19 protein-coding genes and 1 tRNA gene are annotated in these 17,847 nt (G+C 66.4%); 11 read left to right on the top strand and 9 right to left on the bottom strand.

Going from position 1 to position 17,847, the window contains the following annotated elements:
• Positions 1-25 precede the first annotated feature (25 nt).
• The 4 genes from rimM to AC0IXR_RS11105 form a co-directional block, all read right to left on the bottom strand.
• Positions 26-712, bottom strand: coding sequence for a ribosome maturation factor RimM (gene rimM, locus AC0IXR_RS11120; RefSeq protein WP_207413539.1), 687 nt, complete (start codon positions 710-712; stop codon positions 26-28).
• Positions 713-724: 12 nt separating this feature from the next.
• Positions 725-1,087 (bottom strand): 30S ribosomal protein S16, encoded by a 363-nt coding sequence (gene rpsP, locus AC0IXR_RS11115; protein WP_018042769.1) that lies wholly within the window; start codon positions 1,085-1,087, stop codon positions 725-727.
• A gap of 111 nt (positions 1,088-1,198) precedes the next feature.
• Positions 1,199-2,761 (bottom strand): signal recognition particle protein, encoded by a 1,563-nt coding sequence (gene ffh / locus AC0IXR_RS11110; protein WP_471760727.1) that lies wholly within the window; start codon positions 2,759-2,761, stop codon positions 1,199-1,201.
• Between the two features lie 17 nt (positions 2,762-2,778).
• Positions 2,779-3,009, bottom strand: a complete 231-nt coding sequence (locus AC0IXR_RS11105; protein ID WP_056144470.1) for a hypothetical protein — start codon at positions 3,007-3,009, stop codon at positions 2,779-2,781.
• A gap of 381 nt (positions 3,010-3,390) precedes the next feature.
• On the opposite strand from AC0IXR_RS11105, the gene AC0IXR_RS11100 reads away from it, so the two are divergent.
• Complete coding sequence (locus tag AC0IXR_RS11100) at positions 3,391-4,620, top strand: GGDEF domain-containing protein (protein WP_471760726.1); 1,230 nt, start codon at positions 3,391-3,393, stop codon at positions 4,618-4,620.
• A gap of 388 nt (positions 4,621-5,008) precedes the next feature.
• Here the strand turns inward: AC0IXR_RS11100 and AC0IXR_RS11095 are convergent, their stop codons facing one another.
• Positions 5,009-5,377, bottom strand: coding sequence for a hypothetical protein (locus AC0IXR_RS11095; RefSeq protein WP_471760724.1), 369 nt, complete (start codon positions 5,375-5,377; stop codon positions 5,009-5,011).
• 76 nt (positions 5,378-5,453) lie between these two features.
• Complete coding sequence (locus tag AC0IXR_RS11090; RefSeq protein ID WP_056433132.1) at positions 5,454-6,476, bottom strand: LLM class flavin-dependent oxidoreductase; 1,023 nt, start codon at positions 6,474-6,476, stop codon at positions 5,454-5,456.
• A gap of 185 nt (positions 6,477-6,661) precedes the next feature.
• Between AC0IXR_RS11090 and AC0IXR_RS11085 the strand changes: the two genes are divergently transcribed.
• Positions 6,662-7,576 (top strand): MBL fold metallo-hydrolase, encoded by a 915-nt coding sequence (locus tag AC0IXR_RS11085; RefSeq protein ID WP_471760722.1) that lies wholly within the window; start codon positions 6,662-6,664, stop codon positions 7,574-7,576.
• Between the two features lies 1 nt (position 7,577).
• On the opposite strand, the gene AC0IXR_RS11080 is transcribed toward AC0IXR_RS11085, so the two are convergent.
• Positions 7,578-8,279: a glutathione binding-like protein gene (locus AC0IXR_RS11080; protein WP_471760721.1), complete on the bottom strand. Its 702-nt coding sequence runs from the start codon at positions 8,277-8,279 to the stop codon at positions 7,578-7,580.
• Positions 8,280-8,459: 180 nt separating this feature from the next.
• On the opposite strand from AC0IXR_RS11080, the gene AC0IXR_RS11075 reads away from it, so the two are divergent.
• The 6 genes from AC0IXR_RS11075 to AC0IXR_RS11050 all read left to right on the top strand — a co-directional run bounded on the left by AC0IXR_RS11075 (position 8,460) and on the right by AC0IXR_RS11050 (position 10,536).
• Positions 8,460-8,723 carry a hypothetical protein gene (locus AC0IXR_RS11075; protein ID WP_244477921.1) on the top strand — a complete coding sequence of 88 codons (264 nt, stop codon included), beginning with the start codon at positions 8,460-8,462 and terminating at the stop codon, positions 8,721-8,723.
• A gap of 31 nt (positions 8,724-8,754) precedes the next feature.
• A complete protein-coding gene (locus AC0IXR_RS11070) occupies positions 8,755-8,949 on the top strand; it encodes a hypothetical protein (RefSeq protein ID WP_056432797.1) in 195 nt (64 codons plus the stop codon).
• Between the two features lie 72 nt (positions 8,950-9,021).
• The gene (locus AC0IXR_RS11065; protein ID WP_056433139.1) at positions 9,022-9,273 is read left to right on the top strand and encodes a hypothetical protein; all 252 of its coding nucleotides are present in this window, start codon (positions 9,022-9,024) and stop codon (positions 9,271-9,273) included.
• 373 nt (positions 9,274-9,646) lie between these two features.
• On the top strand, positions 9,647-9,916 hold the full coding sequence (locus tag AC0IXR_RS11060; RefSeq protein ID WP_471760719.1) for a hypothetical protein: 270 nt from the start codon (positions 9,647-9,649) through the stop codon (positions 9,914-9,916).
• 182 nt (positions 9,917-10,098) lie between these two features.
• Positions 10,099-10,175 (top strand) — tRNA-Pro (locus AC0IXR_RS11055).
• Between the two features lie 49 nt (positions 10,176-10,224).
• The gene (locus AC0IXR_RS11050; protein WP_056433142.1) at positions 10,225-10,536 is read left to right on the top strand and encodes an ETC complex I subunit; all 312 of its coding nucleotides are present in this window, start codon (positions 10,225-10,227) and stop codon (positions 10,534-10,536) included.
• A gap of 320 nt (positions 10,537-10,856) precedes the next feature.
• On the opposite strand, the gene AC0IXR_RS11045 is transcribed toward AC0IXR_RS11050, so the two are convergent.
• The gene (locus AC0IXR_RS11045) at positions 10,857-11,612 is read right to left on the bottom strand and encodes an SHOCT domain-containing protein (protein WP_471760717.1); all 756 of its coding nucleotides are present in this window, start codon (positions 11,610-11,612) and stop codon (positions 10,857-10,859) included.
• 230 nt (positions 11,613-11,842) lie between these two features.
• Here AC0IXR_RS11045 and glgX point away from each other — a divergent pair, with 230 nt between their 5' ends.
• The 3 genes from glgX to AC0IXR_RS11030 all read left to right on the top strand — a co-directional run bounded on the left by glgX (position 11,843) and on the right by AC0IXR_RS11030 (position 16,356).
• Positions 11,843-14,119 (top strand): glycogen debranching protein GlgX, encoded by a 2,277-nt coding sequence (gene glgX, locus AC0IXR_RS11040; protein ID WP_471760715.1) that lies wholly within the window; start codon positions 11,843-11,845, stop codon positions 14,117-14,119.
• Between the two features lie 240 nt (positions 14,120-14,359).
• Positions 14,360-15,997, top strand: a complete 1,638-nt coding sequence (locus AC0IXR_RS11035) for a histidine kinase famiy protein (RefSeq protein ID WP_461222887.1) — start codon at positions 14,360-14,362, stop codon at positions 15,995-15,997.
• Positions 15,998-16,032: 35 nt separating this feature from the next.
• Positions 16,033-16,356 carry a plasmid stabilization protein gene (locus AC0IXR_RS11030; RefSeq protein WP_207413518.1) on the top strand — a complete coding sequence of 108 codons (324 nt, stop codon included), beginning with the start codon at positions 16,033-16,035 and terminating at the stop codon, positions 16,354-16,356.
• Between the two features lie 246 nt (positions 16,357-16,602).
• Here the strand turns inward: AC0IXR_RS11030 and AC0IXR_RS11025 are convergent, their stop codons facing one another.
• Entirely contained in the window at positions 16,603-17,814 is a 1,212-nt protein-coding gene (locus AC0IXR_RS11025) for an NADP-dependent isocitrate dehydrogenase (RefSeq protein WP_419952182.1), read from the bottom strand.
• Positions 17,815-17,847 lie beyond the last annotated feature (33 nt).

Genomic DNA, 17,847 nt, shown 5'->3' with positions numbered 1-17,847 from the left:
ACGGCCCGGTTCCGGCGCTCCCGCCTCAGGCGGGCTCGTCGGGCGGCTTCGGCCCGGCGGGCGCGAACAGGTCGTCGGGCGGATCGATCACGATCCGGCCATTGGCCACGTCGAGGGTCGGGACGAAGGCCTTGGTGAAAGGCAGGAGCGCGGTCGCGCCGCCGAGGGCCGGCTTGATCTCCAGGAGATCGCCGCCGCCGTAATTCGGCACGTCGGTGACGGTGCCGAGGACCGCGCCCGACACATCCACCACATCGAGCCCGACGAGGTCGGCCGTGAAGAACTCGTCTTCGTCCTCGACTTGGCCGAGGCGGTCGCGCGGCAGGTAGATGGCGAGGCGGTTGAGCGCTTCCGCGCCGGTGCGGTCGGAGACGCCCTTCACCCGCACCACGAGCAGGTCGGGCGAGGCTCCGCCGGCCCGGCGCACATCGGTGAGCTCGATGCGCTGCCCCCCGGCGCCGATCAGCGGCCCGTAGGAGCCGATGGCCTGCGGATCGCCGGTATAGGATTTCAGGCGGATTTCGCCGTTGAGCCCGTGCGCGCGGCCGAACTCGCCCATCTGGACGAGGCTCGGATCGGTGGACGGGAGCGGCACCTCCGGCATCGGCCTGGGCCGATGCGCCGAGGTCGCCGAGCCCGAGCCTAAGCGGCTCGGGCGGTCGCGACGGCCGCCATCGCCGGCGGAAGAAGTGCCTCCGGGGCGGCGCGCCATCGCGAGGACGCCTTAGGCTGCGGCGTCTTCGGCCGGGGCGGCGGCCTTCTCGGCGCGCTTGGCGGCGCGCTCCTTGGCCTTCTCGCCCGGCTCGGCCTTCTGCGGGTTGTTGCGCGCGGGGCGCTTGGCGAGGCCGGCGGCATCGAGGAAGCGCAGGACGCGGTCGGTAGGCTGGGCGCCCTTGGCGAGCCAAGCCTGGATCTTCTCGGATTCGAGCACGATGCGGGCCGGATCGTCCTTGGCCTTCATCGGGTCGTACACGCCGACCTTCTCGATGAAGCGGCCATCGCGGGGCGCGCGGGCATCGGCGACGACGATGCGGTAATACGGGCGCTTCTTAGCGCCACCACGGGTGAGACGGATCTTGAGGGACATGGTGTGCTCCTGGAGGTTGGTAGTCTGATCGTTCTTGGCGGATAGCGAGTAGTGAGTAGCGAAGAGAGCCGGCCTGCCGCCCCTTCGCTATTCGCTACTCCCCATTCGCCCCTACTTCTTCTTCCCGAACGGGAAACCGCCGAGGCCCGGCAGACCGCCCGGCCCCTTCGGTCCTCCGAGCCCCGGAAGGCCCGGCATCTTTCCGCCGCCGAAGCCCGGCGGCATGGGCGGCAGCTTGCCGCCCAACTGCTTCTGCATGGCCTCGATCTGCTCGGGCGTCGGCTCGGGCATGCCGGGGGGAAGGCCGGGCATGCCGCCCATCCCGCCGCCACCCAGACCGAACATCGAGCCGAGCGCCTGGCCGATGCCGCGCTTGCCCGAGCCCATCGCCTTCATCATGTCGGCCATGGTCCGGTGCATCTTGAGGAGCTTGTTGAGCTCCTCCACCTTCGTCCCCGACCCCGCGGCGATGCGCTTCTTGCGGGAATTCTTGAGGATGTCGGGATTCTTGCGCTCCTGCGCGGTCATCGACGAGATGATGGCGCGCTGACGCTTGAACATGTTCTCGTCGAGATTGGCGCCCTCGACCTGCTTCTTCATGGCGCCCATGCCGGGGAGCATGCCCATCAGGCCGCCGATGCCGCCCATCTTCTCCATCTGGGCGAGCTGCATCGACAGGTCGTCGAGGTCGAACTTGCCCTTGCGCATCTTCTCCGCGGTGCGGAGCGCCTGCTCATGGTCGATGGTTTCGGCCGCCTTCTCCACGAGAGAGACGATGTCGCCCATGCCGAGGATGCGGTTGGCGACGCGGGAGGGGTGAAACTCCTCGAGCGCGTCCACCTTCTCGCCGGTGCCGACGAGCTTGATCGGCTTGCCGGTGACGGCGCGCATGGAGAGCGCCGCGCCACCGCGCGAATCGCCGTCCATGCGGGTCAGCACGATGCCGGTGACGCCCAGGCGCTCGTCGAAGGCGCGGGCGGTGACCACCGCGTCCTGGCCGGTCAGCGCATCGGCCACCAGCAGGACTTCGTGCGGGTTCGTCGCCGCCTTGACCTCGGCGGCCTCGGCCATCAGCGCCTCGTCGAGGGTGATGCGGCCGGCGGTGTCGAGCATGACCACGTCGAAACCGCCGAGGCGCGCGGCATCCATGGCGCGGCGGGCAATCTGCACCGCCGACTGGCCCTCGACGATGGGCAGGCTGTCGACGCCGACCTGCTTGGCCAGGATCGCCAGCTGCTCCATGGCAGCCGGGCGGCGGGTGTCGAGGGAGGCGAGCAGCACCTTGCGCTTGTCGCGGTTGGTCAGGCGCCGGGCGATCTTGGCGGTGGTGGTGGTCTTGCCCGAGCCCTGGAGGCCGACCATCAGGATGGCGACGGGGGCGGGGGCGTTGAGATCGATGAGGCCGGCCTCGGAGCCGAGCATGGCCACGAGTTCGTCGTTGACGATCTTCACGACCATCTGGCCGGGGGTCACCGACTTGACGACGACGGCGCCGACCGCCTTCTCGCGGACCTTCTCGGTAAAGCCGCGCACCACTTCGAGGGCGACGTCGGCTTCGAGCAGCGCGCGCCGCACCTCGCGGAGGGCCGCGGTGACGTCGGCTTCCGTGAGCGCACCCCGACGGGTGAGCCCCGAGAGGATACCGGACAGGCGGTCGGACAGGCCTTCGAACATCGTCTGGCTCTCCGAACCTACTGGAACAGGCCGGCGGACGAGACGCGCCGCACCTGCAGCGCCGCCTCGAAGGCGTTGATCGCCGACGCGAACTTGTCCCGGCAATCGGGATTGCAGAATCCGACGACGGACCCGTTGTAGAGCGTCAGGGAATCGGCCGCGATCGGCTTGCCCGACCAGGGGCAGACGTCGTTGACCGCATCCTCGATGCGAAGGGGTTCATGCGCTTGCGACAGGGCGAGACTCACTCGTCTGGATCGGCGGAGCGACGGCCTGTTTCCAACACGAAACTCGCCCGAGGGCGCATCGCGCTGTCGGGCGTTGACCTCCAGCCTCACCGGGCCGGTCGGCGTTCGTATTGACGACATGTCGTCGGATATGAGGTTGGCGGACTAGTCCGAGAGCCCACGCAAGTCAAGATCGCGGTGGAAACCAAGGACAAATCCCGCCACGCGATCGCGGCCGGGAGTATGGTGCTTGGCCTCGATATTCCTCCGTTTAACGTCGAGACGGCTGCGAATCACGTATTCGGCGTCGCTTCCTTCGAGCTTGGGCGCGGCGAGGCCCGTAATCCGGGCCCGAGAATCGGCCTCAGACTTCGCGGATGACGAAAGAAGCACCTGCCCCGCATGCCGGACTTTTATACGCTCTACCTCATCGTGCTGATAGCCGGGCTCTCGCACTGCGTGCTCTGGGCCGCCATCCTCTATCGCTACAGGACGCTGCCGGGGGTGCGCTACTGGCTGGCGGGCAGCATGGCTCATGTGGCGGGCGGCATCCTGCTCACCATCGATGGCGGCGTCGGGAATTTCGCCACCACCGTTGGCGGGAATGCCGTCGCCTGTCTGGCCTTTCACCTGAATACGGTCGGCCTGCGCCGCTTCCACGGGGACAGGCCGCGTTGGGCTCTCCATGCCGGGCTGCTGGCCGCCAGCATCCTGGCCATGGCCCTCACCTGGCGGCCCTGGTGGGGCCAGAACCCACTCTACGTCACGTCGCAATGCATTCCTCTCGTGCTCGCAATTCTCTATCTCGCCCGGCGCCGGACACGGGAGCTCGGCGCACTCATCACGATGAGCGCACTGGCGTCGGCCATCACGGCCCATGGCATCGTCGCCTGCGCGGTGACGGTGAGGCTCAGCGGCATCGCGCCGGATGTCTCCCTGGTCTCCCTCGCGGCCATCGACCTGCTGGTCTTCATCCTGGCGGGCATCATCTGGAATTTCGGCTTCATCGTCTCGGTGGTCGACAGCCTGATGGCGAAAGTGGAGCGGCTCGCCGCCGAGGACGACCTGACCGGCCTGCCCAATCGCCGCCAGTTCATGCAGCAGCTCACCGGGGAATGCGCGCGCAAGACGGGCGAGCCGTTCAGCGTGATGCTGATGGATCTCGACCGGTTCAAGGGGATCAATGACGACCTCGGCCACATGGCCGGCGATGCCGCGCTCAAACACGTGGCGGACGCGGTCCGGCGAATCATCCGTCCCGCCGATGTGTTCGCGCGGCTGGGCGGCGACGAATTCGGCATCCTGCTTCGCGGCGTCCAGGGGGATGCGGCCGGTCGGATCGCCGAGCAGGCCAACACGGCCCTGCGCGCTTCACCCTTCCTCTGGCGTGGCGAACGCATCGGGCTGACGATCAGCATCGGCGTGACCTCGGCCGTCCCCGGCCGACACCACATGCCGGAGGAACTGATCGAATGCGCGGATTCCGCGCTCTACGTCACGAAGGGCCGGAAACGGGACGGCTGGACATTCCTGCCCTTCGCGTCCCGGCCGAACTTCGGCGCAGGTCAGGCGGGCGGAGCGAAAACCTCGCGCCTGCCCGATCGGGCCTCGCGCATCCCGCTGGCAGGCTGAACCGACCGCCTCCGGTCGAGCGCTATGATCATCGCGCATTTCGCGGGATGCGCGGGACACGGCTCGAGAAAGGCAGGGCGCCTGCATATGGCACCACCCCGTCATTCCGGGTCGCCACCGGCGAGCCCGGAATCTAGAGCCGCAGACGGTGCAAAGTCCTCACCACCTGTGTTTCTGGATCCTGGGCTCCGCTGCGCGGCCCCAGGATGACTGAGGCTACAATTAGGCTTCCGACGAGCAAATCGGCCACTGCAATCTGCTTCTGTTCCCAGGAGAGGAAGCCCGTTGCGCCTCAAGGCGAACCCTCTTGAATAGAGCGAACAGCCGTCGAGTGGATGGATAAATCCGGCAGGCTCGGCCGAGAGCGATCAGAGCGAGGCCCCCGGACTCACCGATCCTTGAATTTCGGCTTCCGCAATTCCGCCTGGAGTTTCAGCACCTCGTCGAGACTCATCGACCGGCTGCTCCAGTTCGTCTCCATGATGTTGATGGCGGTGAAGCTGTAATGGGCCTTGCCGCCATAGGCGTCGAACGGCGTGCCGTCCGGGTCCGGCGCCACCGGCTTGACATAATCGACCCGGTAGGACGGGTGGCCGCCCTTGCCCGTGACCGCGATGCGGACCGAGGCGTTGCCGTGCCGCTTCTGGCAGAAGCGCATGTTGGTGAGCAGCCGGCTCAAATAGGCGTCGGCCTCCTCCAGGGTGGGGACGACGTCCGCGAGAGTCGCGTCGGAGGGAAGGTGCGTCTTCTTGATCATGTCGGCCCGTGAGGTTGGTGCCGCACCATAGGCACACCGTCCGGGTGAGGCGAGACCCCGCCCGGCGGAGCCGGGATCAGCCCGCGACGAGTTCCCGCGCCGGGGCTGCCCGGATCGGCGCTCCGGCGACATCCGCCAGGATCTCGTAGGAGCGCACGCGCGCGGCATGGTCGTGGATGGCGCTAGCCACCATGAGTTCGTCCGCGCCCGTCTCGGCGATCAGGTCTGCGAGCCCCCGGCGCACGGTCTCCGGCGAACCGACGATGGCGCGGGCGAGCATCCCCGAAGCCTGCCGCTTCTCGGAGGGCGACCAGTAGGTCTCGATATCGTCGATGGGCGGCGGCAGCAGGCCCCGCGTGCCACGGAACATGTTGGCGAATTGCTGCTGCGCCGAGGTGAACAGGCGGCGCGCCTCGGCATCTGTCTCGGCCGCCACGACGTTGACGCCGACCATGGCATGGGGCGCCGTCGACTGCTCGGACGGGGTGAAGCGCTCGCGATAGACGGCGAGCGCCTGGATCAGCGCGTCCGGCGCGAAATGCGAGGCGAAGGCGTAGGGCAGGCCGAGCATGGCGGCGAGCTGCGCGCCGAACAGGCTGGAACCGAGGATCCAGAGCGGCACCTTGGTGCCCGTCCCCGGAACGGCCTGGATCACCTGGCCCGGCTGCGCGTCGCCGAGCAGGGCCTGGAGTTCGAGGACGTCCTGCGGGAACTGGTCCGACGTCTCGGGCGAGCGCCGCAGGGCGCGCAGGGTGCGTTGGTCGGTTCCCGGAGCCCGGCCGAGGCCGAGATCGATCCGGCCCGGATACAGGGTCTCCAGCGTGCCGAACTGCTCGGCGATGACCATGGGCGAGTGGTTCGGCAGCATGACCCCGCCGGCCCCGACGCGGATGCGGCTCGTGCCCGAGGCCACGTGGCCGATGACCACCGAGGTCGCCGCGCTGGCGATGCCCACCATGTTGTGGTGCTCGGCGAGCCAGAACCGCCGATAGCCGAGGCGCTCGGCCGCCCTCGCGAGGTCGAGGGTGTTCCGCAGGGCGTCCCCGGGCGTCGCGCCATGCGGCACGAAGGCGAGGTCGAGAACGGAAAGAGGGATCATGAATTGCGTGTCCGTTTGCATGAGCGACCGGCTCGCGCCGGCCATGAACGTCCCCACCCGGAAGAGATCGCGACGCCGCCGCCGCTTCGCAAGCGGGCCGTCCGGTGCAGGAGCCATGCGTTCCGGCCGGCCCCGAAGCGATCCTCTCGTCATCCGACCCGCGACAGCCTCACGGCACGACCTATATGGCTGTGCCTCGACCTCCCGCCCCGAACCCGAGCAACGCCACTGTGTCTCCCGGATACCTGCCCTTCGCCGGCGCCCTCGATCTTCCCGCCTATACCTGTGACAATTGCGGGTTTTGGCAGCGCCATTTCGCGCCGCCGCCCTCGTGTCCGATGTGCCTCGACGCACGTCACGTGGTGCCGCAGAAGGGCTGGCAATTCTGGAGCGAACGCGAGGCGCAGGACCGCTTCCCCTGCCATTGGGAGGAGTTGGAGCCCGGAATCTGGCGTTTCTGGAACGATCCCGTCTCGGGCATCGGGCCGAGCGCCTACCTGATCCAGACGCCCGACGGGAATATGGGCTTCGAGGCCTGCCCGGTCTTCAGCGAGGCGGCGCTCAAGCACATCGCCTCGCTCGGCGGAATGCAGGTCCTGTCCTCGTCGCACCCGCATGCCTACGGGGCGCTGGTGCAGCTGCAGGACCGGTTCGACCCGGAACTCTGCCTACCGGCCGCCGACTTCATCTGGAGCGCGGCCTTGCAGGTCTCCTGGCCCTACGACGATTTCCTCGAACCGCTGCCCGGCCTCGAACTCCACCGCACGGCGGGGCATTTCGACGGTCACGCGATCCTGTTCGACCGGGCGCGAAAGATCCTGTTCTGCGGCGATGCCCTGAAATTCGAGCTCGACCCGAAGGATTTCCGCCGGGCCGAGACGATCTCGGCGCACAAGGCCTTCGTGCGCGGGGTGCCGCTGACCACCAACGAATTGCGCCGCTACCGCGACGTCTTCGCCCAGCTCGACTTCACCCAGACCTGGACTCCGTTCGAGCCGGCCGCCAATTGCGGCCGGGCCGAGGTGCTGGCCCTCATCGACGGCATGCTGGCGACCCGCCCGCACGCCGCCCCGGTGAGGCTGGACAGCCTCCGGCGATAGCTCAGCCGCGCTTGGCGGTCTGGCCGAACATCACCTTCTTGGCGTCCTCGCTCATGGTCTTGCCGTGATCGGGGTTGACCTCGGGCGCGCGGGCATAGGCCACCTTGGTGCCGGGACGCTCGGCGATCGCCGTGAACCAGCGCTTGAGGTTGGGGAAATCGTCGAGGTTCTGGCCCTGCTTCTCCCAGGGGACGATCCACGGATAGGAGGCCATGTCGGCGATGGAGTAATCCGGCCCTGCCACGAACTCCCGGTCGGCCAGGCGCCGGTCGAGGACGCCGTAGAGCCGGTTCGTCTCCTTGACGTAGCGCTCGATCGCGTAGGGGATCTTCTCCGGCGCATATTGCGAGAAGTGGTGGTTCTGGCCGAGCATCGGCCCGAGCCCGCCCATCTGCCAGAACAGCCATTGCAGCACCTCGGCGCGGCCGCGGGGGTCGGAGGCGATGAAGCGTCCCGTCTTCTCGGCGAGGTAGAGCAGGATCGCGCCCGATTCGAAGAGCGAGACCGGCTCGCCGCCGCCCTGCGGTTCGTGATCGACGATGGCCGGCATCCGATTGTTGGGGGCGATGGCCAGGAAATCCGGATTGAACTGCTCGCCCTTGCCGATGTTCACCGGCCTGATCGTGTAGGGAAGTCCGACCTCTTCCAGGAACATCGTCACCTTATGGCCATTCGGCGTCGGCCAGTAATGCAGATCGATCATCGAAATCCCTCCAGCGAGCCGCGATCACCGGGCGGCGCTGAAAGCCGAGGTGGCGACCGCCGGCACCGAGGTCAAGCCGGCACCGTTCGGTCGAATGCGACGGATTTTTCACCCTATCGCTTTAAGGTTCTCGTGCTTGCATCCCCCTCCACGGGGTAACCCGAGCGGGAGACCGGCAGGATGAGCAGCGCGACGGCGATCAGCGGCGGCGGGATGGTGGCGGCCTCCCAGCGCTTCAGCAATGCGGCGGAACAGATCGCTACGGTCGGCATGACCATGCCCAGCCCGACTCAGGCCGATCAGATCCTCCCCAGCCCGACCCAGGTGGACCTGTCGAGCTCGGCCGTGCAGCTCATGGAGAGCAAGGCGAGCTTCGAACTCAACACAGCCGTGCTGAAATCGACCCTCGACACCGAGAAGCGCGTCCTCGACATTCTCGTGTAGCGTCCCCATCCATCGACGGAGGTGTCTCACCATGACGATCACGGTTTCGCTGAACTCGCTCGGAGTTCTGAAAGCCACCGACGTGGTGGCGAACGCCCGTATCGACGCCCTGCGCAAGCGGGAGACCGAGTCCAACCTCGTCTCCGTCAATGTCGGCGCGCGCACCGAACCGACCTTGAACGCCCGTCCGACAGGTCAGGACCGCGTCGTCGATGTGATCGTCTAGTGCCGTACCGAAGGCCTGAAAATTAACCGGCTGCAATGACAGTCGACATCAGGTTTGATCGGGATCCATGACGTGACCACCAATCGTCGCAGCGCCTCACGCAAAGATGCCTTCCGCATCGGGGCGCTTTCATTCGGGAACGACCGGCCTGATATCGACTGCCTGGTCTGGGACCAGTCCGAAACCGGCGCCCAGATCGAAGTCGAAGTTCCGGAGGCGGTTCCGGACGAGTTCATCCTGGTCATGACGGCCTATGCGAAGCCCCGCGCCTGTACTGTGGTCTGGAGACGGGACCGAAAGCTCGGCGTCGCTTTCTCGCTCTGAACGCCGGCGCCGCCAGGACATCCGCAGGACGGGTCAAGGGCGGGAATGCCAAGTGCCGGGATCGTCGGCACCGCAGGGTCGCGGATATGGGCTCGAACCCTGAAGCCCCAAACGGCGATTCACTCTCCGCGTCCGTGCAACGCGGCTAGCAGCGTGCCGCGAATGGCTCCTCCACCACATTTGCACATGCCCCGCAGTTTCGAGCGGCCGCATCAAGGCAATGCACGCCATGCGGGGGAATGCCGGTTTTTCCGATTCGAACTCTGTCGCTATGACGGCTGCAGGTCGGCGACACGACGCGTCCACTCGGTGCGAGTCGACTCCATCGCTCGAGCAAAAGCCATATCCAATTGCATAGACGGGACAAGACGACATGGCACATTGGAAAGACGACGTGGATCCAGCTCTGTTCGAGGCATCGTATCGGCCGGGAGACAGAATTGTCGTCCTCGAAGAGATCACCGCATCAGACGGAAAAAATGGCCGGTTGATCTTGGAAAAGGGACGACAGTTCGAGGTCAGCATGAGAGGCGGATTTTTGTTCTGCAAGCTCGGCGGCAGCAGATACAATGAAGCGGTGATCCTCCCGGAGGACTTCCGCAAGGTTCAGATCGTGTCACAGATGAGCGTGGTGCAGACATAGCGGTCTGCCGCGACGTCCGCCAAACGGGATCGAGCGGAACCGCCCGCCATCGGCGTCCTTAGGGAGGCCGAAGGCGGCGGGCGCGGAACGGTCGGGATTTCACCGCCAGCGGCTCGGCACGTGAGAGGCTGCTTGCGCCGAAACCGGGCAACCGCTAGAGCGATGGAGCCGTAACGGGCAGTCGGGGTGTAGCGCAGCCTGGTAGCGCATCTGGTTTGGGACCAGAGGGTCGTAGGTTCGAATCCTATCGCCCCGACCAATCGCGTGCTTATCGGCCGTTCCATCCTGCAGGAGCTATCGACCCCACGATGCCGAGTGCCCGGATCTACCAGCCCGCCAAGGATCCCACGCAATCCGGCATGGCCCGCACCAAAGCGTGGGTGCTGGAATTCGACCAGAGCTCTCCGCGCGACACCGACCCCCTGATGGGCTGGACCGGTTCGTCGGACATGCTGCAGCAGGTCAGGCTGTCGTTCGAGACGCAGGAAGAGGCCGTGGCCTACGCGACCCATAACGGCATCACCTACCGCGTCGAGCAGCCCCAGAAGCCCGTGATCCGCAAGGGTCTGTCCTATTCGGATAATTTCAAGTTCAACCGCACGGCGCCCTGGACCCACTGAGGCGACGGCCGAGTCGCAATCCGCGCATTCGGCTCAAAGCTGAATCAGGATCGTGACCACCCCGAAAATCAGGACCGACGCCACCGCGACGGCGAGCAAGATCAGTGCGGCGCGTGATTCGCGCATGTCATCATTGGTCATCGAATCGTCGTTACACCAAATACCGACACAATGGGAGCGGGTCCGGAGGATGGACGGCGCCCCCACGACCATTGCGTGAGATGGCGCCGTTCCCATCGCGAGTGACGGGTCGTCCGCCTGCGATGGACATGCGTCGCCGCAGACGCCCCGAGAAACCTCCCGCCGATCGATGGGGCCCCCTACAACCGCGCGAGGAGTTCGGCCTTCTTGGTCGAGAACTCGGCCTCGGTCAGCACGCCCTTGCGGTGCAGGTCGGACAAGCGCTCCAGGGTCGAGATGACGTCGCCCGAGGGGGCTCCGGCCTGGGCGAAATCCGGCTCCGGGGCCGGACGCGGGCGGTCTTCGGTGCGGATCGGCGCCGGGATCGGATCGGGATGGAACGGCTTCGGCTCGAGGGAACGATCCGGTGCGGGAGCCACGCTGACCCGCTGGAGCGATTCGAGATCGACATAGCCGTTGCGGCCGCTGAAGCGAAGGCTCTGGGTATCCCCCTGCTGCTGCGAGACGCCGGAAATGTCGTAATGCCCGGTATCGTAGAGGACGAGCGTTCCCGAGGTCTCCACGGCGAGCAGCCGGCTATCCGGGAAATAGGCGTAGCGCATGCTGTTCTGCGAGCCGGACGTGGCCGGTCGGCCGAGTTCCGCCGGCCACCAATTCCCGGATGCCGCGCCGTCGTCCCATCCGCCGGGGGGCAGGGATTGGGCCAGATCCGCGCAGAGAGCCGCGACCCGTGACTTGAGATTGGCATCGAACATGTTGCCGATCATGGTCATGCCGCCGGACGACCATTGCCCGAAACCGCCGAGTTCGGGATGGTTGAACTGCGCCATGGTTCCGTTGCCCACCTCCAATGCGCGCATGAGGTGGCGGACGGCGTCGATGCTCACGCCGTGCCGTTCGGCGGCGGCTTGCAGGACGGAGGGTCTATCGGACATGGGCTGTCTCCAAAGACATGAGCCGTAAAGACATGAGCTGCCTCCAAAACGGCGAAGATGCCGGGCGCGGCGAAGCGGCCGGATCATAGTACGGCGCCTGCGCGCGAGTCCGTCTCGCAACGCAAAAAGTTTCCACGATCACGGACCTTACGGTCAAGCATCAGCGTTCACTCGGCGGAATTCATGCCGTCGGGCTCCGCGTCACGCAGCGAGCCCACCCTGGAGTGATCATGGTCGCTAAGAACCCCCCGATGCCGCAGGCCGCCACGCAGACGAAGGCCGTGCGGTCGCGCATCAAAGAGGGATCGCCCTATCCGCTGGGGGCCAACTGGGACGGCCTCGGCGTCAATTTCGCCCTGTTTTCGGCCCATGCCACCAAAGTCGAACTCTGCCTGTTCGACGATGCCGGAGAGCAGGAACTCGAGCGGATCGAGTTGCCCGAATACACCGACGAGATCTGGCACGGCTACCTGCCCGACGCGCGTCCCGGCACGATCTACGGCTACCGGGTCCATGGACCGTACGAGCCCAAGGCCGGGCACCGCTTCAACCCCAACAAGCTGCTGATCGACCCCTACGCCAAGGGTCTCGTCGGCTCCATCACCTGGAACCCGGCCCTGTTCGGCTACCAGATGGAGACGGGCGACGACCTCACCTTCGACGAGCGCGATTCGGCGCCCTTCACCCGGCGCAGCCGCGTCATCGACCCGGCCTTCACCTGGGGACGGGACCGCAAGCCCCACGTGCCGTGGGAGAAGACGATCTTCTACGAGACCCATGTGAAGGGCTTCACCAAGCTGCATCCGGCCGTGCCGGAGAAGCTGCGCGGCACCTATGCCGGTCTCGGCAACCCGGCCGTGCTCGACTACATCAAGAGCCTCGGTGTCACCTCGGTCGAACTCCTGCCCGTCCATGCCTTCGTGCAGGACGATTATCTCCAGGAAAAGAACCTGGTGAATTACTGGGGTTATAACACGATCTCGTTCTTCACCCCGGCGCGGCGCTACGCGGCGGTGCCGGACTTCGCCTTCTCCGAGTTCAAGGAGATGGTGGCGCGCATGCACGGCGCCGGCCTCGAAGTGATCCTCGACGTGGTCTACAACCACACCGCCGAGGGCAACGAGAAGGGCCCGACCCTGTCGTTCAAGGGCGTCGACAACGCCTCCTACTATCGCCTGATGCCGGGCGAGGAGCGCTACTACATCAACGATACCGGCACCGGTAACACCTTCAACCTGTCCCACCCGCGCGTCCTGCAGCTGGTGACCGATTCCCTGCGCTACTGGGCGACGGAAATGCGGGTCGACGGCTTCCGCTTCGACCTCGCCACCATCCTGGGGCGTGAGCCGCACGGTTTCGACGAGGGCGGCGGCTTCCTCGACACCTGCCGGCAGGATCCGGTGCTGAACTCGGTCAAGCTCATCGCCGAGCCGTGGGATTGCGGCCCCGGCGGCTATCAGGTCGGCGGCTTCCCGCCGGGCTGGGCGGAATGGAACGACCGGTTCCGCGACGATGTCCGCGGCTACTGGCGCGGTGATTCCGGCCTGCTGCCGAGCCTTGCCTCGCGCATCACCGGATCGGCCGACAAGTTCAACAAGCGCGGGCGTAAGCCCTGGGCCTCGGTGAACTTCCTCACCGCCCATGACGGGTTCACGCTGAACGATACGGTTTCGTACAACGAGAAGCACAACCTCGCGAATGGCGAGGACGGGCGGGACGGGCATTCCCACAACCTCTCCAACAATTACGGCGTCGAAGGTCCCACCGACGACGAGGCGATCAAGGCGGTGCGCACGCGCCAGATGCGCAACATGATGGCGACGCTGTTCCTCTCGCGGGGAACGCCGATGCTGCTCGCCGGCGACGAATTCGCCCGGAGCCAGGGCGGCAACAACAACGCCTATTGCCAGGACAACGAGATCTCCTGGCTCGATTGGGAGGGGATCGACGAGGCGGGCCGCGACCTCGCCGAGTTCACACAGCGCCTCACCATCCTGCGCGAAGCCTTGCCGATCCTCACCCGCGGGCGCTTCCTCTCGGGCGCCTATGACGAGGATCTCGGCGTCAAGGACGTGACGTGGCTGCGCCCCGACGGCGAGGAGATGTCCACGGAGAACTGGACGGATGGCGGCGCGCATTCCATCGCGGTCCTGCTCGACGGACGCGCGCAGGCCTCGGGCATCCACCGCCGGGGCGGCGATGCGACGCTGTTGATCCTCTACAACGCCTACAGCGATCTCGTCTCCTTCACCCTGCCGGGTTCCGTCGGCGGCGTCGGCTGGACCCGGCTCCTCGACACCAACCTGCCCGACAGTCAGGAGGTCGGCACCTGGGAAATCGGCGACCGGTACGAGGTCACCGGACGCTCGATGCTGATGTTCGTGCTGAAGCCCGAGGAGACCGAAGGCGACGAGGCCACCGAAATGGAGCGTTCCTACCAGCACGTGATGCAGGCTTTCGAACGCGCCAATATCGAGAGCGTGCGCTTCGCCCCCTCGGCGACCTGAAGCGCGCTCCGACGAAGTGGATGCCGCTTCGGCCAGGACGGGCGCGGCGGAACAAAGGCCTGGAGATGCGTCCCGACCCAGGCGGTCGGGCGCGACTCCAGGCCATTTCGATCGATGACGACGCGGGCGCCGTCGGCACCTGCGTCGTCATCGCGGGATTTGTCGAGGGAAACGGATGAAGCGCCAGTCGTTGGGCATTCCTGACCCACATTCATTGCCTGGCAAAACAACCGACCGATGATGACCGAGAGCCCCGAGAAACCGCCTGCAGGTGAACCGCCGCGCGTGAGAACCGGGGCTGTGTCGGAGATCGCCGATCACACGAGCGACATCTTCTTCACCGCGGTCGAGGCGACCCGGATGCCGATGGTGGTTACCGACCCCCGGCAGGACGACAACCCGATCGTCTTCGTCAACAAGGCCTTCCTGGGCCTCACAGGTTATGCGACCGAGGAAATCATCGGTCGCAATTGCCGCTTCCTGCAGGGACCGGACACCGACCGGGAAAGCGTGAACGCCCTGCGCGAGGCGATCCAGGCCCGGCGGGAATTCACCACCGAGATCATCAACTACCGCAAGGACGGATCGACCTTCTGGAACGCGCTGTTCGTCGCGCCCATTTACAATGCGGCCGGCGACCTCGTGTATTTCTTCGCCTCGCAGCTCGATGTCTCCCGCCGCCGCACCGTCGAGGAGGCGTTGGGGCAGGCCCAGAAGATGGAGGCGCTCGGCCAGCTGACCGGCGGCATCGCCCACGACTTCAACAACCTTCTCCAGGTCATCGTCGGCTACATCGATATTCTGAGCCACGGTCTCGACCGTCCGGATGCGGACCGCAACCGCCTTCGGCGCGCCACCGACAATATCCGTACCGCCGCCGAACGGGCGACCACCCTGACCCAGCAGCTTCTCGCCTTCGCGCGCAAGCAGCGTCTCGATGGCCGCGCGGTCCATCTCAACGCCCTCGTGAAGGGCATGGAGGATATGGCCGCGCGCAGCCTCGGTGACGCGATCACGCTGCGGCTCGACTTGAGCGAAGACCTCTGGAACTGCCGTGTCGACCCGGCTCAGGCCGAGGTCGCCCTGCTCAACATCCTCATCAACGCTCGCGATGCCATGCCGGAGGGCGGCACCGTCGTCATCTCCACCGAGAACCGGGATATCGGCGCGCAGGATCTGGGCTCGCAGGATTTCGGCGGATCGGATTCCCTGGGCGAGGGCCGCTACGTCACCGTGACCATCGCCGACACCGGGGCGGGCATCCCGCCGCCGATCCTGGCGCGGGTGATGGAGCCGTTCTTCACGACGAAGGACGAGGGCAAGGGCACGGGGCTCGGCCTCTCGATGGTCTATGGCTTTGCCAGGCAATCCGGGGGCGCGGCGCAGATCGAGTCCGTCGTCGGCAAGGGAACGCGCGTCCGCCTGTCCTTCCCCGCCGCCGCCGAGGACGACAGGGAGCCCAACCGCGCCGTGTCGGGGACGGTCGATCGCCAAGGGACCGAGACCATCCTCATCGTCGACGACCGCGAGGACGTGGCCGAACTGGCGCGGACCATCCTGCGCGACAGCGGCTACACACTGTTGATGGCCCAGAACGGCCGTGAGGCGCTGGAGATCCTGGATTCGAGCGGTTCGGTGGACCTGCTGTTCACCGACCTCATCATGCCGGGCGGGATGAACGGCATCATGCTCGCCCGCGAGGCCAGGCGGCGGCAACCCCGATTGAAGGTCCTGCTGACCACCGGTTACGCCGAGGCGAGTCTCGAGCGAACCGATGCCGGGGGTTCGGAGTTCGACCTTCTGAACAAGCCCTATCGCCGTACCGATCTCATCCGCCGCGTTCGCGCCATCCTGGACGGTCCGACCGACGACAGCTGAGGCAGCGGCGAGGGGCCCGATACGGGAAACTCGCCATGCCACAGGGTGACAAGTCGAAATACACCGACAAGCAGATCCGCAAGGCCGAGCACATCGCGGAATCCTACGAAGAGCGCGGCGTCCCGGAGAAGGAAGCCGAGGCCCGCGCCTGGGCAACCGTCAACAAGGACGATGGCGGCGGCAAGCATCCGGGCGGATCGGGGAGGGGCAAGTCGAGCTCCCACCCGGCGGCCCACAAGGGCGGAGCCGCCGGCGGAAAGGCCTCGGCCTCCCGCACCGCCGAGCAACGTTCCGCCTCGGCGAAGAAAGCCGCCGCGACCCGCAAGCGCAACGCCGAGGCGGCAAGGCCCTCATCCTAAGCGAATGATGGCCGGCGCGAATCCCCTCTCCCCGCACGCGGGGAGAGGGAAGCGGCGACCTTGTCGTTGGCGTGGCGAGGCGGCAGCCGACGGTGAGGGGGCGCGTCCGGAGGAGGCTCACGCGAAGGAGCCACATCCGGAGCTACCCCCTCACCCTCGCCCTGCCGGGCTCACGTCGCCTCCCGACAAGGGGAGGACGACGTCCTCTCCCCGCCCGGCGGGGAGAGGGGAACCCGCACTTCGCGCTCAGGCCATGGCGGTCTTGAGGTTCGCGTCGACCTTGTCGAGGAAGCCGGTGGTGGAGAGCCACTTCTGCTCTGGGCCGACGAGGAGGGCGAGATCCTTGGTCATGAAGCCGGCTTCCACCGTATCGACGCAGACCTTCTCCAGCGTGTTGGCGAACTTGGCGAGGTCGCCGTTGTCGTCGAGCTTGGCGCGGTGGGCGAGGCCACGGCTCCAGGCGAAGATCGACGCGATGGAATTGGTGGAGGTCTCCTTGCCCTTCTGATGCTCGCGGTAGTGGCGCGTCACCGTGCCGTGCGCGGCTTCCGCCTCGACGGTCTGGCCGTCCGGCGTCATCAGCACCGAGGTCATCAAGCCGAGCGAGCCGAAGCCCTGGGCGGCGGTGTCCGACTGCACGTCGCCATCGTAGTTCTTACAGGCCCAGACGTAGCCGCCGGACCATTTGAGGCAGGAGGCTACCATGTCGTCGATGAGGCGGTGCTCGTAGGTGATGCCGAGCGCCTGGAACTTCGCCTTGAACTCGGCGTCGAACACTTCCTGGAACAGGTCCTTGAAGCGGCCGTCATAGGCCTTGAGGATGGTGTTCTTGGTCGAGAGGTAGACCGGGTACTTGCGGGCGAGGCCGTAATTCAGCGAGGCGCGGGCGAAGTCGCGGATCGACTCGTCGAGATTGTACATCGACATCGCGACGCCGGCGGCCGGGAACTTGAAGACTTCCTTCTCGATGACCGTGCCGTCGTCACCCTCGAACTTGATGGTCAGGCGGCCCTTGCCGGGCACCTTGAAGTCCGTGGCGCGATACTGGTCGCCGTAGGCGTGGCGGCCGATGACGAAGGGCTGGGTCCAGCCCGGCACGAGGCGCGGCACGTTCTTGCAGATGATCGGCTCGCGGAAGATCACGCCGCCGAGGATGTTGCGGATCGTGCCGTTGGGCGAACGCCACATCTCCTTGAGCTTGAACTCCTCCACTCGCTGCTCGTCGGGGGTGATGGTGGCGCATTTCACGCCGACGCCATGGCGCTTGATCGCCTCCGCCGCATCGACGGTGACCTTGTCGTTCGTCTCGTCGCGGTGCTCCACACCGAGGTCGTAATAATCGAGGTCGAGGTCGAGATAGGGATGGATGAGCTTGTTCTTGATCTCGCTCCAGATGATCCGGGTCATCTCGTCGCCGTCGAGTTCGACGACCGGGTTCGCCACCTTGATCTTCGACATGATCCTCAGAACCTTTCTCATCACGCGGCCGGG

The sequence above is a fragment of the Methylobacterium sp. AC832 genome (assembly GCF_979256025.1).
Note: the sequence above shows the minus strand (reverse complement) of the source record. Positions and strands in the feature narration are given on the sequence as shown.